This is a genomic window from Paracoccus sp. FO-3, assembly GCF_006386455.1.
Taxonomy (GTDB): domain Bacteria; phylum Pseudomonadota; class Alphaproteobacteria; order Rhodobacterales; family Rhodobacteraceae; genus Paracoccus; species Paracoccus versutus.
The window spans coordinates 85,959-108,779 of sequence record NZ_VCBQ01000001.1; the positions used below are offsets into that span (position 1 = coordinate 85,959).

21 protein-coding genes and 1 other RNA gene are annotated in these 22,821 nt (G+C 68.0%); 6 read left to right on the forward strand and 16 right to left on the reverse strand.

Features of this window, described 5'->3' with window-relative positions:
• Nucleotides 1-49: 49 nt before the first annotated feature.
• From recF to mutM, 6 genes are all read right to left on the reverse strand, one after another.
• Nucleotides 50-1,132: a DNA replication/repair protein RecF gene (recF, locus tag FE811_RS00435; protein WP_116220552.1), complete on the reverse strand. Its 1,083-nt coding sequence runs from the start codon at nt 1,130-1,132 to the stop codon at nt 50-52.
• The gene (dnaN, locus tag FE811_RS00440) at nt 1,129-2,247 is read right to left on the reverse strand and encodes a DNA polymerase III subunit beta (protein WP_036754911.1); all 1,119 of its coding nucleotides are present in this window, start codon (nt 2,245-2,247) and stop codon (nt 1,129-1,131) included. Before dnaN ends, recF begins: the two co-directional genes overlap by 4 nt.
• A 92-nt stretch (nt 2,248-2,339) precedes the next feature.
• Nucleotides 2,340-3,683 (reverse strand): chromosomal replication initiator protein DnaA, encoded by a 1,344-nt coding sequence (dnaA, locus tag FE811_RS00445; RefSeq protein WP_114537622.1) that lies wholly within the window; start codon nt 3,681-3,683, stop codon nt 2,340-2,342.
• 509 nt (nt 3,684-4,192) lie between these two features.
• Complete coding sequence (gene rpsT / locus FE811_RS00450; RefSeq protein ID WP_036754914.1) at nt 4,193-4,462, reverse strand: 30S ribosomal protein S20; 270 nt, start codon at nt 4,460-4,462, stop codon at nt 4,193-4,195.
• Nucleotides 4,463-4,614: 152 nt separating this feature from the next.
• The gene (locus FE811_RS00455) at nt 4,615-5,391 is read right to left on the reverse strand and encodes an enoyl-CoA hydratase (RefSeq protein ID WP_072463505.1); all 777 of its coding nucleotides are present in this window, start codon (nt 5,389-5,391) and stop codon (nt 4,615-4,617) included.
• 119 nt (nt 5,392-5,510) lie between these two features.
• Entirely contained in the window at nt 5,511-6,356 is an 846-nt protein-coding gene (mutM, locus tag FE811_RS00460) for a bifunctional DNA-formamidopyrimidine glycosylase/DNA-(apurinic or apyrimidinic site) lyase (protein ID WP_072463504.1), read from the reverse strand.
• A 98-nt stretch (nt 6,357-6,454) separates the two neighbouring features.
• On the opposite strand from mutM, the gene ubiE reads away from it, so the two are divergent.
• The 4 genes from ubiE to FE811_RS00480 all read left to right on the forward strand — a co-directional run bounded on the left by ubiE (nt 6,455) and on the right by FE811_RS00480 (nt 11,502).
• Nucleotides 6,455-7,207, forward strand: a complete 753-nt coding sequence (ubiE, locus tag FE811_RS00465) for a bifunctional demethylmenaquinone methyltransferase/2-methoxy-6-polyprenyl-1,4-benzoquinol methylase UbiE (RefSeq protein WP_116220553.1) — start codon at nt 6,455-6,457, stop codon at nt 7,205-7,207.
• A 2-nt stretch (nt 7,208-7,209) separates the two neighbouring features.
• Nucleotides 7,210-8,745, forward strand: a complete 1,536-nt coding sequence (ubiB, locus tag FE811_RS00470) for a 2-polyprenylphenol 6-hydroxylase (RefSeq protein WP_116220554.1) — start codon at nt 7,210-7,212, stop codon at nt 8,743-8,745.
• Nucleotides 8,746-8,805: 60 nt separating this feature from the next.
• Nucleotides 8,806-9,624 carry a TIGR00282 family metallophosphoesterase gene (locus tag FE811_RS00475; protein WP_116220555.1) on the forward strand — a complete coding sequence of 273 codons (819 nt, stop codon included), beginning with the start codon at nt 8,806-8,808 and terminating at the stop codon, nt 9,622-9,624.
• Between the two features lie 99 nt (nt 9,625-9,723).
• On the forward strand, nt 9,724-11,502 hold the full coding sequence (locus tag FE811_RS00480; RefSeq protein WP_116220556.1) for an SLC13 family permease: 1,779 nt from the start codon (nt 9,724-9,726) through the stop codon (nt 11,500-11,502).
• 148 nt (nt 11,503-11,650) lie between these two features.
• Here the strand turns inward: FE811_RS00480 and FE811_RS00485 are convergent, their stop codons facing one another.
• From FE811_RS00485 to FE811_RS00495, 3 genes are all read right to left on the reverse strand, one after another.
• Nucleotides 11,651-12,484: a 1-acyl-sn-glycerol-3-phosphate acyltransferase gene (locus tag FE811_RS00485; RefSeq protein ID WP_116220557.1), complete on the reverse strand. Its 834-nt coding sequence runs from the start codon at nt 12,482-12,484 to the stop codon at nt 11,651-11,653.
• Nucleotides 12,481-13,260, reverse strand: a complete 780-nt coding sequence (locus tag FE811_RS00490; protein WP_072463499.1) for a GNAT family N-acetyltransferase — start codon at nt 13,258-13,260, stop codon at nt 12,481-12,483. Before FE811_RS00490 ends, FE811_RS00485 begins: the two co-directional genes overlap by 4 nt.
• 139 nt (nt 13,261-13,399) lie before the next feature.
• Nucleotides 13,400-13,579 (reverse strand): DUF3553 domain-containing protein, encoded by a 180-nt coding sequence (locus tag FE811_RS00495; protein ID WP_036754938.1) that lies wholly within the window; start codon nt 13,577-13,579, stop codon nt 13,400-13,402.
• A gap of 40 nt (nt 13,580-13,619) precedes the next feature.
• Between FE811_RS00495 and FE811_RS00500 the strand changes: the two genes are divergently transcribed.
• On the forward strand, nt 13,620-14,276 hold the full coding sequence (locus tag FE811_RS00500; RefSeq protein ID WP_116220558.1) for a histidine phosphotransferase family protein: 657 nt from the start codon (nt 13,620-13,622) through the stop codon (nt 14,274-14,276).
• Between the two features lie 403 nt (nt 14,277-14,679).
• Here the strand turns inward: FE811_RS00500 and FE811_RS00505 are convergent, their stop codons facing one another.
• The 7 genes from FE811_RS00505 to FE811_RS00535 form a co-directional block, all read right to left on the reverse strand.
• Complete coding sequence (locus FE811_RS00505) at nt 14,680-15,951, reverse strand: glutamate-5-semialdehyde dehydrogenase (protein ID WP_116221650.1); 1,272 nt, start codon at nt 15,949-15,951, stop codon at nt 14,680-14,682.
• 98 nt (nt 15,952-16,049) lie between these two features.
• Nucleotides 16,050-16,403: a transfer-messenger RNA gene (ssrA, locus tag FE811_RS00510) on the reverse strand.
• Between the two features lie 173 nt (nt 16,404-16,576).
• The gene (locus FE811_RS00515; RefSeq protein ID WP_036754941.1) at nt 16,577-17,629 is read right to left on the reverse strand and encodes a PotD/PotF family extracellular solute-binding protein; all 1,053 of its coding nucleotides are present in this window, start codon (nt 17,627-17,629) and stop codon (nt 16,577-16,579) included.
• A 74-nt stretch (nt 17,630-17,703) separates the two neighbouring features.
• Nucleotides 17,704-18,645 (reverse strand): YgcG family protein, encoded by a 942-nt coding sequence (locus FE811_RS00520; protein WP_116220559.1) that lies wholly within the window; start codon nt 18,643-18,645, stop codon nt 17,704-17,706.
• A gap of 57 nt (nt 18,646-18,702) precedes the next feature.
• A complete protein-coding gene (gene ppk2, locus FE811_RS00525; protein WP_114537560.1) occupies nt 18,703-19,620 on the reverse strand; it encodes a polyphosphate kinase 2 in 918 nt (305 codons plus the stop codon).
• Nucleotides 19,621-19,622: 2 nt separating this feature from the next.
• Entirely contained in the window at nt 19,623-20,549 is a 927-nt protein-coding gene (metA, locus tag FE811_RS00530) for a homoserine O-succinyltransferase (protein ID WP_036755021.1), read from the reverse strand.
• Nucleotides 20,549-21,451, reverse strand: coding sequence for a hypothetical protein (locus tag FE811_RS00535; protein ID WP_036754947.1), 903 nt, complete (start codon nt 21,449-21,451; stop codon nt 20,549-20,551). Before FE811_RS00535 ends, metA begins: the two co-directional genes overlap by 1 nt.
• 268 nt (nt 21,452-21,719) lie before the next feature.
• Between FE811_RS00535 and FE811_RS00540 the strand changes: the two genes are divergently transcribed.
• Nucleotides 21,720-22,700 carry a TerC family protein gene (locus FE811_RS00540; protein WP_116220560.1) on the forward strand — a complete coding sequence of 327 codons (981 nt, stop codon included), beginning with the start codon at nt 21,720-21,722 and terminating at the stop codon, nt 22,698-22,700.
• Nucleotides 22,701-22,821 lie beyond the last annotated feature (121 nt).

Sequence of the window (22,821 nt, forward strand, 5' to 3'; positions counted from 1 at the left end):
GGCGTCCGAAGGGTGGTCCCGACGGACAAGGAAACCCGTCAGGGGCCGATCACGAGCCGTCCCCGACCAGCCGCGAGCTGTCGCCTTCGCGTGCGACCGCCAGGGATTGCGCCCGGCCGCTCAGCGCCGCGAACAGCTCCGGGCCGGTGCCGGTCAGCCAGGCCTGCGCCCTGAGTGCGCAGATCTCGTCGTAAAGCGCGGCGCGGCGATCGGCATCCAGATGCGCCGCCACCTCGTCCAGCAGCAGCACCGGGCTTTCGTCGGCCAGCGCACGGGCATTGGCCAGGATCAGCGACAGAAGCAGCGCCTTTTGCTCGCCGGTCGAGGACAGGGCGGCGGGCATCGCCTGCGGCCCCCAATGCGCGCCCAGATCGGCGCGGTGCGGGCCGGTCAGCGTGCGCCCGGCGGCCATGTCGCGGCCGCGCCCCTCGGCCAGCCGGGCGGCGATGCTGTCCGGGTCGGGATCGTCGGCCGCGCCCTCGCCGGGCAGCAGCACCAGGCTGGCCCAGGGAAACGCGGTCTCGGCCCCCTGCTGCGCCGCCATGATCCGGGCGATGGCGTCCAGCCGGTTGCGCGTCAGGGCCGCGCCCGCCTCGGCCATCTGCGCCTCCAGCGCGCGATACCAGCCGGCGTCGCGCACCTCGTCGCGCAGCAGCCGGTTGCGCTCGCGCATGGCCTTGTCGTAAGCCAGCGTATCCTCGGCATGGCCCGGCGTGAAGCTCAGCGTCACCCGGTCGAGGAAGCGCCGCCGCTGTTCGGGCGCATCCGTCCACAGCCGGTCCATGGCGGGGGTCAGCCAGATCACCCGCATCAGCCGGCCAAGCGCCAGCTGGGTCGAGGGCTTGTCGTCGATCACCACCTCGCGCGGCTGGCCGGGCAGGGCGCGGGTCAGCACCTGATGCTGGCCGATCTCGGCCCGGATCTGCCAGCCGACATCAGGCCCCTTGCGGGCCTGGTCGCCGGGCGCCGCGCCGCGCATGCCGCGGCCGGGCGACAGCATCGAGACGGCTTCCAGGATATTGGTCTTGCCCGCCCCGTTCGGGCCATGGATGGCGATGGGGCGGTGGTCGGCCTCGATCTCCAGCCTGGCCCAGCTGCGGAACTGGGTCAGGTGCAGGCGGCTCAGCGTCACACGCGCATCGGCATGACGACATAGACCGCGCTGGTGTCGCCGCCCTCGCGGATCAGCGCCGCGTCGCCCGAGCCGTTGAACAGGAAGACCGCGTTCTCGCGCTCGATCTGGCTGGCGATCTCGTGCAGGTATTTGGCGTTGAAGCCGATCTCCAGCGGCTCGTCGGCATAGGCGACCGGCAGCTCTTCGTCCGCCGCGCCGGCGTCGGGTGCGTTCACCGACAGCACCAGCCGGTCCTCGTCGAGCGACAGCTTGACGGCGCGCGAACGCTCGCTGCTGACCGTTGCGACCCGGTCCACCGCCTTGGCGAAATCGCCGGCATCGACTTCCAGCTTGCGGGTATTGCCCGAGGGGATCACGCGGGAATAATCCGGGAAGGTGCCGTCGATCACCTTCGAGGTCAGGGTGATCGTCGGCGTCGCGAAACGCACCTTGGTCTCGCTGACCGAGACGGCGATCTCGGCCTCGTCATCGTCCAGAAGCTTGCGCAGCTCGGCCACGGTCTTGCGCGGCACGATCACGCCGGGCATGTCCTCGGCCCCGGCGGGCAGCGGCGCGTCGATCCGCGCCAGCCTGTGGCCGTCGGTCGCGACGCAGCGCAGGCTGGGCCCGTCCTCGGCCTGCGCGACATGCATGTAGACGCCGTTCAGGTAATAGCGGGTCTCTTCGTTCGAGATGGCGAATTTCGACTTGTCGAACAGCCGCCGCAGCACCGCCGCGGGGGCCGAGAAATTCGCGCTGTATTCCGACGAGGACATGACCGGGAAATCCTCGCGCGGCAGGGTCGCCAGGCTGAAGTTCGACCGCCCCGCCTGCACCGAAAGCCGCCCCGAGGCGGCATCCAGGCTAAGCTGCACCAGCGCGCCGTCGGGCAGCTTGCGGGCGATGTCGTTCAGCATCCCGGCCGAGACGGTGGTGGCGCCGGGCCGTTCGACCTGCGCCGTGGCGCGGTCCACGATCTCGGTATCCAGGTCGGTTGCGCGGAAGCTGACGCCGTCCGGCGCGGCCTCGATCAGCACGTTGGCAAGGATCGGGATGGTGTTGCGGCGTTCGACCACGGACTGGGCCTGGGAAACGGCTTTCACCAGATCGGCACGTTCGATCGAAAATTTCATGGTCAACCCTTATGTCGTTCTGGCCTCGTCCCGCACCCGGCGACGCGGGGCGCCAATGTGGCACAATCCCGCGCAAGGTCAAGCAGATGCGTTCACGCCTCCAGCAGGCGACGCAGCAGGTCGATGTCCTCGGCCAGGCTGCGGTCCGAGCCGCGCAGCTCCTCGATCTTCCTCACGCCATGCATGATGGTGGTGTGGTCGCGCCCGCCGAAGCGGCGCCCGATCTCGGGCAGGCTGCGCGAGGTCATCTGCTTGGACAGATACATGGCGATCTGCCGCGGCCGGGCGACGGTGCGCACCCGCTTGGGGCCGATCATGTCGGCCAGGCGGATGTTGTAATGCTCGGCTACCTTGCGCTGGATCTCCTCGATGGAAACCTTGCGGTCGTTGGCGCGCAGGATGTCGGCCAGGCATTCCTGGGTCATGTCCAGCGTGATCTCGCGTCCCATCAGGCTGGCAAAGGCGAACAGCCGTTGCAGCGCGCCCTCCAGCACCCGGACATTCGAGGTGATGCGATGGGCCAGGAACTCCAGCACCCCCGGCGCGATCTGCAAGCCGGGATATTGCGCGCGGAAACTGTCGGTCTTGCTTTGCAGGATGCCCAGGCGCAGCTCGTAATCGGTCGGGTGCAGGTCCACGACCAGGCCGCATTGCAGGCGCGACTTGATGCGCTCTTCCATGTCCTTGATCTCGCCCGGCGCGCGGTCGGCCGAGATGACGATCTGCTTGCCCTGGTCGACCAGGGTGTTGAAGGTGTGGAAGAATTCCTCCTGCGTGGAATCCTTGCCGGCGATGAATTGCACGTCATCGACCATCAGCACGGAAACGGTGCGGAACAGTTCCTTGAAATCCATCACCGTGCGGTCGCGCAGCGCCTGGACAAAGCGATACATGAACTGCTCGGCCGACAGGTAAAGCACCCGCGCCTCGGGCTGGCGGATCTGGATCTCGCGGGCGATGGCATGCATCAGGTGGGTCTTGCCCAGGCCGACGCCGCCGTAAAGGAACAGCGGGTTGAAGGTGACGGGGCCGCCCTCGGCCACCCGGCGGGCGGCGGCATGGGCCAGCTCGTTGGGCTTGCCGACCACGAAATTCTCGAAGGTGAAGCGACTGTCCAGCGGCGCGGCCAGCTCCTCCTCGCCCGCGGGGCGCGGGGCGGGGCGCTTGACGGCGGGCGCCGCGGCCTGGCGCGCGGTCTGGCTGCGGGTCTGGAAGCTCAGGCGTTGCACGGGGCCGCCCATGCGGTCCAGCACCTTCAGGATGTCGTCGCTGTAATGGCGCGAGACCCAGTCGGACAGGAAACGGGTCGGGCAGGCGATGGTGGCGGTGCCGTCCTCGACGCCGGTCAGGCGCAGGGGCTCGATCCAGGTCGAGAAACTGTCGGCTCCGACGATCTTCTGAAGTTCTTCACGCGCCTGCCCCCAAAGTCTGTCCATCTCGCCCAGTTCCGTCTCTTGTCCCCACATGCCGCCGGCATTTTCCGGCGTGAGGCGATTCGGTGCCGCGGCCTGAACGCAATACGTTTCGGCAACAAGAAGACCCCGCCGCCAAGGCGACGCATGGGCCATCTTGCGGCCGAAACTTGCAGACACGCAGCGCAGTCCGGTGGCAGCCGGCTTACGCTTCATCGGTAGCGGATCTTGTCCGATCCTGCTGCCACCCTGCCTGTCGGCGGCACGGCCGACGGTTCAGGGCATGTCCCCCAGGCGCGACGGTGAATCGCAGGGAACAAGCTAGCAAGAACCGCGCCCGGCCAGCAACCGATCTTCGCGCTTGACAGTCACTTTGCCTGATCGAATCTCGCGGCCCGGCCGTAAGGGGGGGGCAGGGACGAAAATGCTGAAAAGCCAAGGAAAAACCATGGCTTCCTTATGCGAAAGGGCGCGCCTGGATAGAGCGCGCCCCTGGTGGATTCCACCGATAGTTGCGAAAATGCCGCAGCGGCTCAGGCGGTGCCCAGGGCCTTAACGCGGGCCGCGAGGCGCGACATCTTGCGCGAGGCGGTGTTCTTGTGGATGACGCCCTTGGTCACGCCGCGCATCAGTTCGGGCTGGGCATTCTTCAGCGCTTCGCGGGCGATTTCGGCATTGCCGCCGGCGATGGCTTCCTCGACCTTGCGCAGGAAGGTGCGGATGCGCGAGCGGCGGGCCTTGTTGACGGCGGTGCGGCGCTCGATCTGGCGGGCGCGCTTTTTCGACTGGGGCGTATTGGCCATGGGTGCGGTCCTATCTGTTCTTCATGTCTCGGTTGCGCAAAGCCCATGGCGCCGTCCGCAGAAACGGACGGTCATGATTCTTGCCTTAAGCGGGCCCACGCGCATGTAGCCCGGCCCTATACAGTGGACCGGCCCCGATGCCAAGCGCCAAATCAACGGTCGCGGAACTGCGGCTCGCGCTTTTCCAGAAAGGCGGCCATGCCCTCCTTCTGGTCCTCGGTGGCAAACAGCGCCTGGAAGCTGCGGCGCTCGAACAGGATGCCCTCGCGCAGGGTGGTCTCATAGGCGCGGTTCACCGCCTCCTTGGCGGCCATGACGGCGATCTGGCCCTTCTCGGCGATCTTGCGGGCCGCGGCCAGCGCCTCGGGGATCAGCTTCGCGGCCGGCACGACGCGGCTCACCAGCCCCGAGCGCTCGGCCTCGGCCGCATCCATGAAGCGGCCGGTCAGGTGCATCTCCATCGATTTCGACTTGCCGACGAAACGGGTCAGCCGCTGGGTGCCGCCGATGCCGGCGATCACGCCCAGGTTGATCTCGGGCTGGCCGAACTTGGCGTTGTCGGCGCAGATGATGAAGTCGCAGGCCATGGCCAGCTCGCACCCGCCCCCCAGCGCATAGCCCGAGACCGCGGCGATGATCGGCTTGCGCGTCGCGGTGATGCGGTCGATCTCGGGGCCGAACAGCTCTTCGGCATAGACGTCGACAAAGCTCTTGCTGGACATTTCCTTGATGTCGGCGCCGGCGGCAAAGGCCTTTTCGCTGCCGGTCAGGACGACGCAGCGCACCTTCTCGTTCCGGTCGGCCTCGGCCAGCGCATCGCCCAACTCGCCCAGAAGCTGCGCGTTCAGTGCATTCAGCGCCTCGGGCCGGTTCAGCCGGATCAGCGCCACATAATCGTCGATCTCGACGGTGAGGGTCTGGTAAGCCATCGACTCTTCGCCTTTCGCAAGCAAGTTGACCGCGACTCGTAACAAATGCGCGAGGCCAAGGCCAGCGCGCTTCTCTGTTGTCCAAATACCCCCGCCGGAGGCAGCGGCCGGCGGCCGCTTCACCTCTGGCAGAGCGGGCAGAAAAAGCTGGACCGGCCGGATTGGACGATGCGCTGCACCGCGCCCGCGCAGCCCGGCGTCGGGCAGGGCGCGCCCTCGCGGCCATAGACGCGGAAGGAGTGCTGGAAATAGCCCAGCTCGCCCGTGGCCTGCCGGTGGTCGCGCAGGGACGATCCCCCGGCGGCGATCGCCTCTTCCAGCACGGCGCGGACATGGCCGACCAGCGCCGCCAGTTCGGGGGCGGCGACCGCTCCGGCCAGCCGGCGCGGGTCGATGCCGGCGCGATGCAGCGCCTCCGAGACATAGATATTGCCCAGCCCCGCCACGATTCGCTGGTCGAGCAGCGCCGCCTTGACCGGCGTGCGCCGCCCGGCCAGGGCCCGCCCCAGTGCCTCGGGGGTGAAGGCGTCGGACAGGGGCTCGGGCCCCAGATGCGCCAGCAGCGGATGGGTCGCGCCCGGCGCCACCAGGTCCACCATGCCGAATCGCCGCGCGTCGTTGAAGGTGATGCGCGTGCCCTGGTCGGTCCAGATCACCACATGGTCGTGGCGCGGCAGGATCGCCGGGTCGCGGTGGAACTCGCCCTGGCTTTCCCCCTCGATCAGCATCCGCCCCGACATGCCCAGGTGCAAAAGCAGGCTGCCGCGATCCTCCAGCTCGGCCAGGATGTATTTCGAGCGCCGCCGCAGCCGCGTCACCCGCGCCCCGGTCAGCACCTGCACCAGGTCCGGCGGCAGCGGCCAGCGCAGGTCGGGGCGGCGGGCCTCGGCGCGGGCGATCACGCGGCCTTCAAGATGCGGCTCAAGGCCGCGCCGGACGGTTTCGACCTCTGGCAGTTCTGGCATTTTCTTCCCGTTCGTCGCATGGTGCGGCCGCGGCCTTGCTATGGCGCGCGGCGCGCTTTCGGACTATCTGGGCGCGAAACGACGGATGGACAAGCGACATGACCCCTGACGAGCCAAAGCAGACCCATTTCGGCTTCCGCACCGTGGCCGAGACGGACAAGGCCGGGCTGGTCCATGGCGTCTTCTCGCGCGTGGCCTCGCGCTATGACGTGATGAACGACCTGATGAGCGGGGGCATCCATCGCATCTGGAAGACCGCGATGATGGACTGGCTGGCGCCGCGCGACGGCCAGCACCTCCTGGACGTGGCCGGCGGCACCGGCGACATCGCCTTCCGCTTCCTGGAGCGCGCGCCGGGCGCCCGCGTCACCGTCTGCGACATGACCGAGTCGATGCTGGTCGAGGGCCGCAAGCGTGCCGAGGCCGGCCAGCTCGCCTCGCGCCTCGCCTGGGTGACGGGCGACGCGATGCAGCTGCCCTTCGCCGACGACAGCTTCGACCGCTACACGATCAGCTTCGGCATCCGCAACGTCACCCGCATCCCCGACGCCCTGGCCGAGGCGCGCCGCGTGCTGCGCCCCGGCGGGCGGCTGATGGTGCTGGAGTTCAGCCAGATGCCGGTGCCGATGCTGCAATGGCTCTATGACCGCTACAGCTTCAACGTGATCCCGGTCATGGGCCAGATCGTCGCCAACGACCGCGACAGCTACCAGTATCTGGTCGAATCCATCCGCAACTTCCCCGACCAGGAAACCTTTGCCGCGATGATCCGCGAGGCGGGCTTCGGCCGCGTGCAATGGCGCAACCTGTCCATGGGCATCGCCGCGCTGCATTCGGGCTGGAAGCTGTAACGATGCGCGGCCCGCACAACATCTGGCGCCTGATCCGCACCGGCGCCACCTTCGAGCGCACGGGCGCGATGAAGGTCGCGCTGGACGCGGCGAACGCGCCCGCCGGCATCCGCTTCGCCGCCCGCATCCTGGGCTGGCCCTTCGCCTGGCTCGGCTACAAGGGCGACCCGGCGCTGCCGCCCGTCACCCGCGCCATCACCGCGCTGGGGCCGGCCTATGTGAAATTCGGCCAGATCCTGTCGACCCGGCCGGACGTGGTGGGCGTGGAGCTGGCCAACCAGCTTTCCATGCTCCAGGACCGGCTGGCGCCCTTTGCGCAGGAACAGGCGCGCCGCACCGTCGCCGCCGAGCTGGGCCGCCCGGTCGAGGCGCTGTTCAGCGAGTTCTCCGAGCCGGTGGCCGCCGCCTCGATCGCGCAGGTCCATCGCGCGCGGCGGCTGGACAATGGCCGCGAGGTGGCGGTCAAGGTGCTGCGGCCCGGCATCGAATCGGCCTTTCGCCGCGACATCGACGCCTTCCATTTCGCCGCCGGCATGATGGAGCGGCTGTCGCCCTCGACCCGCCGGCTGCGGCCGCGCGACGTGGTCGCCCATTTCGAATCGGTGGTGACCGGAGAGCTGGACCTGCGGCTCGAGGCTGCCTCGGCCTCGGAATTTGCCGAGAACACGTCGGGGGACGAGGGGATGGCGGTGCCCGCCCCCTATTGGCACCTCAGCGCGCGGCGCGTGCTGACCACCGACTGGGCCGAGGGCGTGCCGATGGGCGATGTCGCGGCGCTGCGGGCGGCCGGGCACGACCTGCCGACGATCGGCGCGCGGGTGCTGCAGCTTTTCCTGCGCCACGCGCTGCGCGACGGCTATTTCCACGCCGACATGCACCAGGGCAACCTGAAGGTGGCCAGGAACGGCGACATCGTCATCTATGACTTCGGCATCATGGGCGAGATCGACGAATACACCCGCCGCGTCTATGCCGAGATCCTGATGGGCTTCATCCGCCGCGACTACGAACGCGTCGCGCGGGTGCATTTCGAGGCGGGCTACGTGCCGCGCGACCGCGACATCAAGGAATTCGCCCGTGCCCTGCGCGCCGTGGGCGAGCCGATCTTCGGCGCCGATGCCAGCCGCATCTCGATGGCCAACCTGCTGGCCTATCTGTTCGAAGTGACCGAGCGCTTCGGCATGGCCACGCGGACCGAACTGATCCTGCTGCAACGCACCATGGTCGTGGTCGAGGGTGTGGCGCGCTCGCTCGATCCGCAGATCAACATGTGGGAAGTCGCCAAGCCGGTGGTGGAAAGCTACATCCGCGACAACCTGGGCCCCCATGCGGCAGTGCGCGACTTGACGCGGGCGGCGCAGGTTCTGGGGCGCTTCGCGCCGCTTCTGCCGGAATACCTGGAGCGCCGCATGCCCGAGTTGCTGCGCGAACCGCCGCCCCCGCCCGAGCCGCGCCGGCGTCCGGGCCTTGTCGCCGGCATGGCGCTGGGCGCCGTCGTTGCCCTGGCGGGCGCGGCCTTCGGCGCATGGCTGGGGTAAGATGCCGCCCGGCCTCCGCCGGGGCTTGAGCGTGCCCCGGCTTTCGCCTAACGCTGTCGCATGCGGATTCTCTATCTTGGCGATGTGATGGGCCGCGCCGGCCGGCGCGCGATTGCGGAAGGGCTCGGCCCGCTCAAGGAACGGCTGGGCGTCGATTTCACCGTGGTGAACGGCGAAAACGCCTCGGGCGGCATGGGGCTGACCGGCGGCCATTCCAAGCTGATCCTCGAGGCCGGCGCCGATTGCATCACCCTGGGCGACCATGCCTTCGACCAGAAGGAGATGCTGTCCTATATCGAGACCGAGCCGCGCGTCATCCGGCCGCTGAACTATTCCAAGGTGGCGCCCGGCCATGGCGCGCGGGTCTTCGAGGCGACGCGCGGCCGCAAGGTGCTGGTGGCGCAGGTGCTGGGCCAGGTCTTCATGAAGCGGCCCTTCGACGATCCCTTCTCGGCTATCGACGCGGTCCTGCGCACGCATCCGCTGGGCGGGCTGGTGCAGGCATCGGTCGTGGACATCCATGCCGAGGCCACCAGCGAAAAGATGGCCATGGGCCATTGGTGCGACGGCCGCGCCAGCCTGGTCGTCGGCACCCATACCCATGTGCCGACCGCCGATACGATGATCCTGAACCGCGGCACCGCATACCAGACCGACGCCGGCATGTGCGGCGACTACGACAGCGTGATCGGCATGGAAAAGGCCGAGCCGCTGCGCCGCTTCCTGACCGGCATGGCCTCGGAACGCTTCACCCCGGCCGAGGGCGAGGCGACGCTTTCGGGCGTGCTGGTCACAACCGATGACCGCACCGGCAAGGCGGTCGCGGTCCAGGCGGTGCGCCAGGGCGGCAGGCTGGATGCCACGCAGCTTCCTGCCTGAAGGCGACGGTGCCTCGTGCTTTTGCTTGCGGCGGCGGAGAAAATAATTCTATTACCCATCGAAAGGGCCGTGATTTAACGGCGCACGGGACAGGATTGCATGCTGGGCTTTGAACTGACCGGAACCAATGCGGCGGTGGCGATGCTGATCGTCGTGACCATCATGTTCATCGAGTTCATTCGCGAAAAGCACCCGCCCGAAGTCGTGGCCATCGGCACTGCCGCGGTGATGCTGCTGCTGGGCCTTCTGCCGATCAAGGACGCGGCCGGGGTGCTGTCGAACTCGGCGCCCTGGACCATCGCCTTCATGTTCCTGATCATGGGCGGACTTCTGCGAACCGGAGCTTTGGAAATCATGTCCCGCCTCGTGACCGCACGGGCGACCAGCCATCCGCGCTTCACCATCGGCGCGCTGTTCCTGTTCGTGATCCTGGCCTCGGCGATCATGAACAACACGCCAGTGGTGGCGGTCATGATCCCGATCTTCATCCAGCTGGCGCTGCGACTGGGTTTCTCGCCCTCGAAGCTGCTGATGCCGCTGAGCTATTTCACCATCCTGGGCGGGATGATGACGCTGATCGGCACCTCGACCAACCTGCTGGTCGACGGCGTGGCCCGCGAACAGGGCATGGTGCCCTTCACCATCTTCGAGATCGCCCCGGTCGGCATCGCCATCACGCTTGCGGGCATCGCCTATTTCGCCGCCATCGGCTGGCGGCTTCTGCCCGACCGCACCTCGCTGGCCGGCTTCCTCGGCACCCGACGCGAGATGAAATATTTCACCGAGGTCGCCATCCCCGAGGATTCCAGCCTGGTCGGCCAGCCGGTGCTGGCCGCGCCGATCTTCAAGCGCGAGGCGGTGCGGGTGATCGACGTGCTGCGCGGCGACGCCTCGCTGCGCCGCAACCTGGCCGAGGTGGTGCTGGAACCGGGCGACCGCGTGGTGCTGCGCTCGGAAATGGCCGACCTGCTGGAGATGCAGGCCAACAAGAATTTCCAGATGGTGGACAAGCTCAGCTCGGTCGCGACCAACACGGTCGAGGTGCTGATCTCGCCCGGCGCGCGGCTGGTCGGGCGGCGGCTGGGCGACATGCGCCTGCGGCGGCGCTATGGCGTCTATGTTCTGGCCGCGCATCGCCGCAGCCAGAACATCGGCCGCCAGCTCGACGACCTGGTGGTGCAGGTCGGCGACACGCTGCTGCTGGAAGGCGCGCCCGAGGACATCGCCCGGCTGGCCGCGGACATGGAACTGGTCGATGTCTCGCGCCCCTCGGCCCGGCCCTATCGCCGCGCCAAGGCGCCGATCGCTATCGTATGCCTGCTGTCGGTGGTCACGCTGGCGGCGCTGGACGTGGCGCCGATCATGGCGCTGGCCTTCATGGCCTCGGCGATCATCCTGATCACCCGCTGCGTCGATGCCGAAGAGGCGTTCTCCTTTGTCGATGCCCGGCTGCTGGCGATGATCTTTGCCATGCTGGCGGTGGGCGAGGCGCTGGAACATACCGGCACTGTCAACCTGGTGGTGGATGTGGTCGCGCCCTATCTTTCCGGCCTGCCGCCCTTTGCCACGCTGATCGCGGTCTATTTCCTGGGCCTGGTGATGACCGAGGTGCTGTCGAACAATGCCGTCGCGGTGCTGCTGACGCCGGTCGCCATCGCGCTGGCGAAATCGCTGGGCCATGACCCGCGCGCCTATGTGGTGGCGGTGATGTTCTCGGCCACGGTCGCCTTCGCCACGCCCATCGGCTACCAGACCCATCTGATGGTCTATGGCCCCGGCGGCTACAGATTCAGCGATTTCGTCAAGGTCGGCGTGCCGCTGGACATCATCTGCGGCATCGTCGCCTGCCTGACCATCCCGCTGTTCTGGCCGCTCTAGGCGGCGGCGCGGTCTCGGCGTCACGGCTGCCGGGGTATTTTAACAACAGAGAAGGCGAACCTCTGGAGCTCCCCGGCCTGCTTGGGCGTGCCTTGCGGCTTTCTCTGTTGCACAAATACCCATGCGACAGCGCCGTCGGCGCGGCGCGTCAGCCCTGGTCGAAGCCCTGACGCACCGCCGTTTCCGCCTTGGCGGAAAGCGTCTTGCGGGTCTCTGCCGCGACCGGGATCGGCGACAGCAGCCGCACCGCGACCGAGCCCTGGCGCGGCTCTGCCAGCACCGCGAGCAGATGCGGCCCCAGGTCCATGTCGCCCCACCAGCCGTAGAAGCGGGGATCGCGGCCCTCGGGCGCATGATAGGTCGCGCTCATCGGCTGGATCGCCAGCCCCTCGGGCAGGGCGGGATCCAGGAAGCCCTGGAACAGCGTCGGCTTGAAGGGCAGCACGCGGCGCCCGTCGCTGCTGGTCCCTTCGGGGAAGAACAGCAGCCGGTGGCCGGCGCGGGTGCGGGCGGCAAATTCCTCGGCCTGGGCGCGGGCGAGCCTGGGGTCGCGGGCGACGAAATGCGTGTCGGTGACGCGGGTCAGGATATTGATCCCTGGCCAGCCCGCCACCTCGGATTTCGAGACGAAGAACACCGGCATCGCTGCGTTCAGCACGAAGATGTCGAGCCAGCTGGAATGGTTTGCCACCACCGCGCCGGGGCCGCGCATCGGCCGGCCGATGCAGCGCCAGCGCAGGCCCATGATCCCCAGGCAGATGCGGCAGACGCCCTGCACCCAGGGGCCGGTCAGCGGGCGGCGCGGGCCGGTGAACAGCCGCTCGGCCAGGCGCAGCGGCAGGATCAGCAGCACGCCGAGCGCCAGCACCAGGACGATGCCGCTGCCGCGCAGCAGCACCAGCAGCCAGCCGAGCGCGCCGGGCCGTGGAATGGCCGGCGGCGCGACCGCGTCCCGCCAGGTGGCGCGGTTGCCCTCGCTCATTGTCCCTGCCGGGCTTCGTAGAACCTGCGGTGCTTGGCCGACATCGCCTGGGTATCGACCATCAGGAACACATCGGTGGTGTTGAAGGCGCGGTCGAGCCAGGCGCCTTCGCCGACCATGCCGCCCAGCCGCAGATAGGCCTTGATCAGTGCCGGCATCCCGGTCATGGCGGCGCGGCGATCCAGCTGTTCGGGCGCAACCAGGTCCATGCGGCGATAGCCGTCGGGCCGGGCGCGGGGCCGGATCGCCTCGGGCGCCAGGTGGTGGTGGTAAAGCCAGGACAGCGGCTGGGCCAGCGCCTGCACGTCCGTGCCATGGAACGAGGCGACGCCGAACAGGATCTCGATCCCGCGCGCCAGCACGTAATCGGCCAGCGCATTCCACATCAGGAACATGCCCGAGCCGCCGCGATAAGCCGGATCGACGCAGGACCGGCCCAGCTCCAGCAGCGACCGCCCCGAGGCGCGCAGCGGCGCGAGGTCGTATTCGCTGTCGCAATAGAAGCGGCCAAAGGCCTCGGCCCGGTCGCCCGGCAACAGGCGATAGACGCCGACCACATGGTCCAGCGCCTCGCGCGAGCGGCGGTCGTCCACCAGCACCAGATGATCCACCACCGGGTCGAACTCGTCGCGCTCGAACCGGTTCACGTGGTCGACCAGAGGGCCGTCGCCGCCCAGTTCCTCGACGAAGACGCGATAGCGCAGGCGCTGCGCGGCCAGAAGATCGGCTTCCTCGGTGGCGAGACGGGTCGCGAAATAGGAGGTTTCCGGCGTCATCTTACGGCCTGCTATCCCCGGCTTATGGCATCTTGCGCCCGTGTCTAGGCGGGGGAACGCGACATTGCAACCGCCAGCAGGCCCGGCGTTTCAACAGCGGTTGACTCGCGCAAAAGTTGAATTACTCTGCAATGGTCGCCTAAAAAGGGTCGGTTGTGACCAGTTCAAGATTGATATGTCTGCCGTTCACCACCTGCTTGCCGGCATTGGTGAAATTGATGGTGATGCGGTCACCGATGCGCGACTGGACCTGCCCGGTGCCCCATTCCGGCGCGCCGGGATGGCGCACGATCATGCCGGGTTCCAGGATTTCATTCATCTCACGCCCTTTCCCGAGACAGCATGCAGGCTAGCCTTCCATGGACGATCTGACAATCCATTGCCCGCCCGACACCCCCGGCGCGGTGTCGCCCGAGCGGCTGGCCGCGCTGGTCGGCTCGCGGCTGTGCCACGACATCGTCTCGCCTTTGGGCGCCATCGGCAACGGGCTGGAGCTGCTGCAGCTTTCGGGTGACTGGCCGGGCATCGACGACAGCCCCGAGATGCAGCTGATCGCCGAAAGCGTCGAGGCGGCGCGGGCGCGGATACGCTGGTTTCGCGTGGCCTTCGGCCATGCCGTGCCGGACCAGCGCCTTGGCCTGGCCGAACTGGCCGCGCTGCTGGCCGAAGTCGAGAAGGGCGGCCGCATCCGCCTGCGGCTGGAGGCCGAGGGCGACCTGCCGCGCGTCGAGGCCCGCCTGATCCTGCTGGCGCTGATGTGCCTTGAGACGGCGATGCCCTGGGGCGGCAGCGTGCTGGTCTGCCGCGGCGCCCAGGGCTGGCGGCTGGTCGCCGAATGCAGCCGCATCCGGTCCGATCCGGCGCTGTGGTCCTGGCTCGGCCTCGACAGGGACCGGGCGCGGCCAGAACCGGGCGCCTCCGAGGTGCATTTCCCGCTGCTGGCCGGTTTTGCCTGCGCCGCCAACCGGCCGCTGGCCTGGGAACTGGACGAGACCGGCGGCGAGATCTCGTTCTGAGGCTCTCTGCCGGGCTTTTGGGGCCGGACCCGCCGTGGTTTGGGTGGGGCTCTGCCGACCATGGATGCGGCCTGTCCTTGGAAAGCCTCCTCGCGCCGAGATCGGCCGCCCGCAATTCATGCAAGGGGCGCGCTGCCGTCGCTACCCCGCCCGGCGCGGCAAACCGGCCTTCGCCGAGAGCCGGTCGCCGCGATCTGGATCGGCGGCGGCAGCGGCGCTTCGGCCGGCGTCATGCTGCGGCCCTGGACGAACGGTCGCGCCGTGCGGCCTGCATCATCTGCGCGCCAATCCAAGCCTTTCGGCAAGGCACGGGGCCTTGCGCGACACCGACCACGGCGCATCCGTGGTCGCTGCCGTCAAACGGGGCGATGCGGCGGCCCCGGCGCAGCTTTTCGGGCGAGGATCAGGGGCGGATGGTGCCGTCGCCGGTGACCAGATACTTGAAGCTGGTCAGCTGCTCGGCGCCGACCGGGCCGCGCGCATGCATCTTGCCGGTGGCGATGCCGATCTCGGCGCCCATGCCGAACTCGCCGCCATCGGCGAATTGCGTCGAGGCGTTGCGCATCAGGATCGCGCTGTCGAGCCCCTTGAAGAAGCGCTCGGCGGTGGCGTCATTCTCGGTCAGGATCGATTCGGTATGGCCCGAGCCATAGCGGCGGATATGGGCGATCGCCTCCTCGACGCCATCGACCAGTTTCACCGCGATGATCCTGTCCAGGAACTCCTGCCCGAAATCCGAGGGCTCGGCGCGGGTGGTGCCCGGCACCTTGGCAAGCTCGCTCTCGGCGCGCACCTCGACGCCCGCGTCCAGCAGATCCTGCACCAGCACGGCGCCGTGTTTCGTATAGAACTGCCAGTCGATCAGCAGGCATTCGGCGGCGCCGCAGATGCCGGTGCGCCGGGTCTTGGCGTTCAGCACCACGCGCCGCGCCTTGTCCAGGTCGGCGTCGCGGTCGGCATAGACGTGGCAGATGCCCTCCAGATGGGCAAAGACCGGCACGCGGGCTTCCTTCTGCACCAGCCCGACCAGCCCCTTGCCGCCGCGGGGCACGATCACGTCGATGAATTCCTGCGCGCGCAGCATGGCGGCGACGGCCTCGCGGTCGCGGGTCGGCACCATCTGCACCGATGCCTCGGGCAGCCCGGCCTGCCCCAGGCCCGTCACCAGCGCCCGGTGGATCGCGGCCGAGCTGTTCAGGCTTTCCGAGCCGCCGCGCAGGATCACCGCATTGCCGGCCTTCAGCGCCAGCGCCGCGGCATCGGCGGTGACATTGGGGCGGCTTTCATAGATCACGCCGATGACGCCCAGGGGGGTGGCGACGCGCTGGATATGCAGCCCGTTCGGCCGGTCCCATTCGGCCAGCACCTTGCCGACCGGGTCCGCCTGCGCCGCGACCGAGCGCAGGCCCTCGGCCATGGCGCGGATGCGCGCGGGATCGAGCTTCAGCCGGTCGAGCATGGCGGGGGAGAGGCCCTTTGCCTCGGCGTAATGCATGTCCTCGGCATTGGCGTCGAGGATGGCGTCCTCGGCCTTCAGGATCGCATCGGCGGCGCCGACCAGGGCGGCGTGCTTGCGCTCGGCGCTGGCCTCGGCCAGGACGGCGGCGGCGGCGCGCGCCTTTGCGCCCAGATCCGCGATCAGCGCATCGGCATCGGAAGAGGTCAGGTCTTTCATGGCGGCATTCCCTTGCATGACGCCTGAAATAGGGGCCGGCGCGCTGAAAAGCCAGATGCAAAGCGGGCAGATGGAAAGGGGCCAGATGGAAAGGGGAAGGTGCAGGATTCTGTTGCCAGGCTCCTGCGGGCCCCGCCTTACGCTGCTAGGCGGAAGGGCTTAAGTTTCGGTTACCCGAGCTGCTTACGCAGCCAGGGCCACCGGAGCACGGTTGTCGTTGGCAACTGTACATTTTGCACCGATAACGGTGGTAGCTCACCGAGACAAAGCAAACAGCTTTAGACGTTCGTCGATCCTGTTTCGGCCCCCTGTGCCCCCAACGAGGGATCTTGGTGGAGCCGCCGGGTACCGCCCCCGGGTCCGATCCGCTTATTACCTGCGCGTTTATGTCCATAGTCCGGGCGAGCCCGGACAAGCGGAATATAGGCGCCACCATCCCGTCGCGCAAGAGAGGGGAACGCTGTTCCCCTCTTGTCCCGCTGCGCGGGCCAATTCACCCCTTGGGGTATTTGGAAAACGGAGAAGAAGCGGGCGCGGCGTCCCGCCTTCTTCGTTCCCAAAATACTCATGCGGCCGTGCCGCCGGCGGACCGCCCCGCCTTCGGGCGGGGCGCTGCAAGGGCCGATCAGAAGCCCGCCTTGATCTTTTCGAACTCCTGCAACTGCTTTTCGCGCTGCTGCGGGTCGTTCGGGGTCTGGGCCAGGATCGGGGCGTCCACGGGCGAGAGACCCTCCTGCACCGCGGGCTCGTCCTTGATCGTCTCCATGGCGACGGTCGAGGTATGGCCGTAGCCGATCGTGTCCAGCAGGCCCTTGGCCGCTTCCGGCGCGAGCCAGGCGTTGATGAAATCGTAGGCCTTGTCTTCCTTGCCCGGTCCGTTCTTGAGATTGATGAAGCCGCAGAAGAAGGTCGAGCTGCCCTCCTTGGCCGCGCGCTGGAAGCCGACCGGGAAGCCGTCGTTTTCCAGCAACACCACGCCGTCGTTCCAGGACCAGGCCACGTCCACCGCGCCCGAGGCCATCAGCTGCGCCTGTTCGGCCGGGTCGGCCCAATAGGCGGCGACGTTCTGGTGCGCCTGGCGCAACCAGTCCGCGGCGGCCGCGAACTGCTCGTCGGTGACTTCGGTCCAGTCGGTGGTGCCGGTGGCCAGGTAGGCCAGCGCCCAGACGTCGTCGGCCGAATCGGGCAGCGAGGTGCGGCCCTGGTATTTCGGGTCGATGAAGATGTTCAGGCTGGCCACGTCCTCGGCCGGCACGGTCTCGGTATTGTAGGCCACCGCGGTCGCGCCCCAATCGGTCGGGATATACCAGACGCCCTCGTCGTCCTTGAAGATTTCCGAATCGAGGAATTTCGCATCGAGGCTTTCGAAGGCCGGGATCTTCGACACGTCCCAGGGCTCGATCAGCCCGGCGTCGCGGTATTTGGACACCATCTGCGAGCAGGGATGCGCGACATCCGCCTTGAAGCCCGAGGCGAGCTTTTGATAGGCCTCGTCGTCGTCGCCGTAGAAGACGAAGGTGGGGCTGGCGCCATGCTGGTCGATATAGCCCTGGAAGATCACCGGCTCCTCGAACCCGGCCCAGTCGAAGACCGTCAGTTCGGGGTCGGCGGCCCAGGCGGCCGTGAGGCTGGTGCTGGCGAGCGCGAGCGCCAGGGCGGGGAAGCGGAGAGGTTTCATGTCGGAGCTTTCCTTGAAGGCAGTCTGGCACGACGCTAGCGGTCCCGCCGCGCCCTCGCAAGCGCGGCCGTGCCCTACCAGCGCCCCGAGGCGCCGCCGCCCCGCGACGAGCCGCCGCCGAAGCCCGAGGAGCCGCGCGCGGCGCTGCGATAGCCCGGCGTCGGCTCGCTGCGCAGCACCGTGCCGGTCGGTCCATACCACACCGTCTGCGGCCGCAGGCGCTGGCGGGTTTCGGACCAGCCGCAGGCCGGGCAGCGCCGCGTGACACTGTCCTGCGAGATCATATGGCCACCCTCGGGCAGCGGGGTTTCCAGCGGCGCCACCTGCGTTTCCAGGCCGCGACGGCCGCATTGCGGGCAGCGGTTGCGCCGCCAGGCCTGCCGCGCGGCGGCGCCCAGGATCGCCAGCCCGGCGGCGCCGAACAGGAAGGGCAGGATGCGGTCCATCAGGCTGCGCCGGGGCATGGCGAGCGGCTGGCCCGCCGCGACGGGGCGGGCGATCAGGTCGATCACCGCCAGCGTGCCCTCGCGGATGCCCTGCGACATCCGGCCGTCGCGGAAGGCGGGCAGCATGGTGTTGCGCATGATGTCCTGGGCCAGGATGTCGGCGTCGTTTTCGTAGCCGCGGCCCAGTTCAATGCGCGCCTCGCGGTCCTGGGCCAGCACCAGCACCATGAAGCCGTCGTTGCGCGCGGCGTCGCCCACGCCCCAATGGTTGAAAAGCCGGGTGGCAAAGGGCTCCAGCCCGTCGGTCCCGCCATGGCGCGTCCGGTCGGGCAGGGTGACGACCGTGCCCTCGATGCCGGTCTGTTTCCTGAGCGCAGCCAGCGCCCTGTCGAGGGCCTGGGCATCCTCGGGCGCGAGCAACCCGGCGAAATCGTTGACATGCAGGCTCTGCCAGTCGGGCAGGCCCTGTGCATGGGCCGGGGCCAGGGCCGCCAGCCAGAGCAGCGCGACCAGCCATGCCGCCATCCGGGCGATTGCGCTGGCCGGGGCGGTCCCGGACGGCCTATCCATCGTCGCTCCTTGCCTCGCCCGCCGCTTTGTCTGCCGCCTTGTCCATCGTCTTGCCCGTCACCCCGGCAGGATCTCGGGGCCGCCGGTGATCCGCGGGTCGGGCTGGCCGATCACCGCGTCGTCGCGCCCGGCGAAATCCACCGCGCGCAGGATCGCCTGGATCGCCGCGATCCGGGCGCGGCGCTTGTCGTCGGCGCGGATCACCGTCCAGGGCGCGATGCCGGAATGGCTGCGCAGCAGCGTATCCCGGATCGCCGCGCTGTAATCGTCCCATTTCGCCAGCCCCTCGACGTCGATGGAGCTGAGCTTCCATTGCTTCAGCGGGTCGCGCTCGCGGTCGAGAAACCGCTTGAGCTGCTCGGCCCGGCCCACCTCCAGCCACAGCTTGACCAGGATCACCCCGTCATCGACCAGCATGGTCTCGAACAGCGGCAATTGGCGAAAGAAGGTCTCGCGCTGCGCATCCGTGCAGAAGCCGAAAACCTTTTCGACCACGCCGCGATTGTACCAGCTGCGGTCGAAGAGCGCGATCTCGCCCCTGGCGGGCAGCCAGTCCACGTAGCGCTGGAAATACCATTCCTCGGCCTCGCGTTCGCTGGGCTTGGGCAGGGCGGCGATATAGGCCGAGCGCGGGTTCAGGTTCTCGCGCACCCGCTCGATGGTGCCGCCCTTGCCGGCGGCGTCGCGGCCCTCGAACAGCACCACCAGGCGCTTGCGCTGGTGGATCACGTCGCGCATCAGCCGCACCAGCTGCAATTGCAGCCCGGCCATGCGGTCGTCGTAATCCTTGCCCTTCATCTCCTCGGGATAGGGATAGGTGGGATCGGGGATGCGCTTGCCCTCGGCCGCCGCCACCGCCTTGCGCAGCCCATCGGGCGCGTCCTTTTCCAGATAGCGGGTGATCGCGCCGACAAAGGGCAGGTCGGGCAGCGATCCCTGCTTGCCGGACCCGGCCTTGTCGCCGTTGCTGGCCATGCTCACGCCTCGCCGATGCGGTTCAGGTCGAAGGGGGTGGTCTGGTAGATCTCGTTGATCCAGTTACCATAGAGCAGATGCGCATGGCTGCGCCAGCGGTTCGTGGGCGTGCGCGAGGGGTCGTCGTCCGGGTAGTAGTTCACCGGCACGTCGATCGGCTTGCCCGAGGCGGCGTCGCGGTCGTATTCGTCCTTCAGCGTCGTGCTGTCATATTCGAAATGGTTGAAGACGTAGAGCGCGCGATGGCCGGGGTCTTGCAGCAGGCAGGGCCCGACCTGGTCCGAGGCGATCAGCGTCTTCAGCGCCGGGATGGCGTCCACCTCGTCCTGGCGCACCTCGGTCCAGCGGCTGACCGGGACCAGCACGTCGTCGGAAAAGCCGCGCAGATAGGGGCTGGAGGGCGCCAGGTTGCGGTGGCGGAAGCAGCCGAAGGCCTTGCGGTCCAGCATGTGCTTTTCCAGGCGGTGGAAATACCAGGCCATCGCCATGCCGCCCCAGCAGACGCCGAAGGTCGAATGCACGTGGCTTTGCGTCCAGTCGAAGACGCGGGTCAACTCGTCCCAATAGGTCACGGCCTCGAAGGGCAGGTGTTCGATGGGCGCGCCGGTGATGATGAGCCCGTCGAACTTCTCGCCCGTCTCCTCGACCTCGCAGAAGCGGCGATAGAAGGATTGCAGGTGGTCGGCGGCCGTGTTGCGGCTTTCGTGGTCCGACATGCGGATCAGCTGGAACTCGATCTGCAAGGGGGTCGCGCCGATCAGCCGGGCGAACTGGTTCTCGGTCTGGATCTTCTTGGGCATCAGGTTCAGCAGGCCGATGCGCAAGGGCCGGATGTCCTGCGTCGCCGCCCGGCCCGGCGACATGACCATGACGCCTTCGTTCGACAGGATGTCATAGGCGGGCAGGTCATTGGGCAGGGTGATGGGCATCATGCGTCCTTTCTGTCGAACTTTCCGGCAATGGCGGCGCCGGCGGGCCGTCGGTCTATGGCATGGCCGATCAGCGCGATCAGGTCTTGCGGGGTCGTCACCTGCGCCACCTCCTCGGCCAAAAGCGTCACGCCGCGCCGGGCCATCGCCTCGTAGCGGGGCTGGCGGTGGGCCAGGGCGCGGGCATAGGTCCAGCGGATGAAGTCGTCGGGGTTCACCTGGTCCTCGCGCAGGCCCTTTTCGACGCGATAGTCGGTCCAGGCCCGGTCCAGGAAATCCGGCTGGTAATACATCGGCTTCGGCGCGCGGTCGAAGCGGCGCACCAGTTCCTCGGTATGCGCGTCCGAGCCCTTGATCCAGACCAGCAGCAGCTCGCGCCCCAGCGCGTCCAGCACCGGGTCGCTTTCGGCAAAGGGGTCCACCACCTCGCAGACCGAGCCGCCGGAATCGCAGACGAAATTGCCCAGGTTATAGATCTCCTGCGCGCGGCGGATGAAATGGCCGGTATCCAGCAGCGCCGCGATCTCGGCCATGCGGTGCTGGTCCTGGCGGCGCATGTATTCGTCGAATTCCAGCCCGCCGCGGGTGACGCTGCCGGGCTTGCCCAGATAGGTGGACAGCGGCGCCAGGTTCTCGAAGGTGATGTTGCTGGCGATATAGACCGAATCCGACAGCAAGAGCTCGCGCAGGAAGGGCACCTTCATCGCCTCGCGCTTGAAGTTGTCGGCGATCAGCTCGCCCATGTAGCGGGTGCCGATGCGGTAATCGACGGAATAGTGGAACCATTCGCCCGAGCCGCGCAGCATCGAGGCCAGGAAGGTCTTGCCCAGGCCCGACATGCCAAAGAACAGCACGCGCTTTTTCGGGGCGGCCAGCCATTCGGCCTTGGTCTGGTAAAGCATGGGCGATCCTTTTGCGGGGCTTGGCGATAGTTAGTCCCGCGCAGGGCCGAGGGGAAGGGGGACGCGGGCCGCCGGTGGGACTGCCTGTCGAAAAGCCGGCGGGACGGCCTTGCATCGCGCCATCGAGCCCCTATCTGGGACGGGCGGACCGGGCCCCTCTGACGACGCATGTCGTGATGTCGGACCGCATCGAGCCCTGCTCGGTGCCAGCCCGGAACCATTCCCGCCCAAGGCTTCGCACCGGCTTTCGTTCAACGTGGAGCCTGACATGGAACCTTTCTACCTGACCCTGTTTCTCGGCACGCCGATCTGGCTGTGGCTGGTCTTCGTCGGCCTGGTCGGCCTGCTCTTGGCCTTCGATCTCGGTGTACTCAATCGCGGCGACAAGGAGATCGGCGTCGCCGAGAGCCTGAAGCTATCGTCCTTCTACATCACGCTGGGCGTGCTGTTCGGCGGCTTCGTCTGGTATCAGCTGGGCAGCAATGCCGCCGCGGAATACATGACCGCCTTCGTGGTCGAAAAGACGCTGGCGATGGACAACGTCTTCGTCATCGCGCTGATCTTCGCCACGCTGTCGATCCCCCGCCGCTACCAGCATCGCGTGCTGTTCTGGGGCATCCTGGGGGTGATCGTGCTGCGCGGCATCATGATCGGCGTCGGCGCCACGCTGGTCGCGCAATACGGCTGGATCCTCTATGTCTTCGCCGGCTTCCTGATCCTGACCGGCATCAAGATGCTGTTCATCGGCGACAAGGAGCATGACATGGGCGCGAACCCGGTCCTGAGGTTCCTGCGCCGCCGCATGCCGCTGACGCAGGAGCTGCACGGCCATGCCTTCGTGGTGCGCCAGTCCGACCCCAAGACCGGCCGCATCCGCCGCTTTGCCACGCCGCTGCTGCTGGCGCTGGTGATGATCGAGATCGCCGACGTGATCTTCGCCGTCGATTCGGTGCCGGCGGTCTTTGCCATCACCACCGATCCCTATATCGTCTATACCTCGAACATCTTCGCCATCCTGGGCCTGCGCGCGCTGTTTTTCGCGCTGGCGGCGATCATCCACCGCTTCGAATACCTCAAGCAGGCGCTGGCGGTGCTGCTGATCTTCATCGGCTCCAAGGTGTTCATCGCCGACCTGATGGGGCTGGCGAAATTCCCGCCCGCCGTGTCACTGGGCATCACCTTCGCCATCCTCGGCGCCGGCGTCGGCTGGTCGCTGTGGCGCACCCGCAAGGACGTGACGCGCGCCTGAGCGCCAGATTTCCGCCGCCGCGCCCGGCCGCGCGGTTGCCGTCGGGTATTTGAAGAACGGAGAAGGCGGGGCGGCGGGGCGCGAAACCCGGCCGTCTTCCGCGCGATGTGATCCGGGCTGC

What these genes read in the sequence shown, in the direction of transcription:
- dnaA (WP_114537622.1), bottom strand. Translation starts at nt 3,683, where the DNA reads ATGGACAGACTTTGGGGGCAGGCGCGTGAAGAACTTCAGAAGATCGTC.
- FE811_RS00505 (WP_116221650.1), bottom strand. Translation starts at nt 15,951, where the DNA reads ATGAAAGACCTGACCTCTTCCGATGCCGATGCGCTGATCGCGGATCTG.
- FE811_RS00540 (WP_116220560.1), top strand. Translation starts at nt 21,720, where the DNA reads ATGGAACCTTTCTACCTGACCCTGTTTCTCGGCACGCCGATCTGGCTG.
- FE811_RS00500 (WP_116220558.1), top strand. Translation starts at nt 13,620, where the DNA reads ATGGACGATCTGACAATCCATTGCCCGCCCGACACCCCCGGCGCGGTG.
- FE811_RS00485 (WP_116220557.1), bottom strand. Translation starts at nt 12,484, where the DNA reads ATGAGCGAGGGCAACCGCGCCACCTGGCGGGACGCGGTCGCGCCGCCG.
- FE811_RS00490 (WP_072463499.1), bottom strand. Translation starts at nt 13,260, where the DNA reads ATGACGCCGGAAACCTCCTATTTCGCGACCCGTCTCGCCACCGAGGAA.
- mutM (WP_072463504.1), bottom strand. Translation starts at nt 6,356, where the DNA reads ATGCCAGAACTGCCAGAGGTCGAAACCGTCCGGCGCGGCCTTGAGCCG.
- FE811_RS00480 (WP_116220556.1), top strand. Translation starts at nt 9,724, where the DNA reads ATGCTGGGCTTTGAACTGACCGGAACCAATGCGGCGGTGGCGATGCTG.
- FE811_RS00475 (WP_116220555.1), top strand. Translation starts at nt 8,806, where the DNA reads ATGCGGATTCTCTATCTTGGCGATGTGATGGGCCGCGCCGGCCGGCGC.
- rpsT (WP_036754914.1), bottom strand. Translation starts at nt 4,462, where the DNA reads ATGGCCAATACGCCCCAGTCGAAAAAGCGCGCCCGCCAGATCGAGCGC.
- dnaN (WP_036754911.1), bottom strand. Translation starts at nt 2,247, where the DNA reads ATGAAATTTTCGATCGAACGTGCCGATCTGGTGAAAGCCGTTTCCCAG.
- FE811_RS00520 (WP_116220559.1), bottom strand. Translation starts at nt 18,645, where the DNA reads ATGGATAGGCCGTCCGGGACCGCCCCGGCCAGCGCAATCGCCCGGATG.
- FE811_RS00515 (WP_036754941.1), bottom strand. Translation starts at nt 17,629, where the DNA reads ATGAAACCTCTCCGCTTCCCCGCCCTGGCGCTCGCGCTCGCCAGCACC.
- metA (WP_036755021.1), bottom strand. Translation starts at nt 20,549, where the DNA reads ATGCCCATCACCCTGCCCAATGACCTGCCCGCCTATGACATCCTGTCG.
- ubiE (WP_116220553.1), top strand. Translation starts at nt 6,455, where the DNA reads ATGACCCCTGACGAGCCAAAGCAGACCCATTTCGGCTTCCGCACCGTG.
- ubiB (WP_116220554.1), top strand. Translation starts at nt 7,210, where the DNA reads ATGCGCGGCCCGCACAACATCTGGCGCCTGATCCGCACCGGCGCCACC.
- FE811_RS00455 (WP_072463505.1), bottom strand. Translation starts at nt 5,391, where the DNA reads ATGGCTTACCAGACCCTCACCGTCGAGATCGACGATTATGTGGCGCTG.
- FE811_RS00495 (WP_036754938.1), bottom strand. Translation starts at nt 13,579, where the DNA reads ATGAATGAAATCCTGGAACCCGGCATGATCGTGCGCCATCCCGGCGCG.
- ppk2 (WP_114537560.1), bottom strand. Translation starts at nt 19,620, where the DNA reads ATGGCCAGCAACGGCGACAAGGCCGGGTCCGGCAAGCAGGGATCGCTG.
- FE811_RS00535 (WP_036754947.1), bottom strand. Translation starts at nt 21,451, where the DNA reads ATGCTTTACCAGACCAAGGCCGAATGGCTGGCCGCCCCGAAAAAGCGC.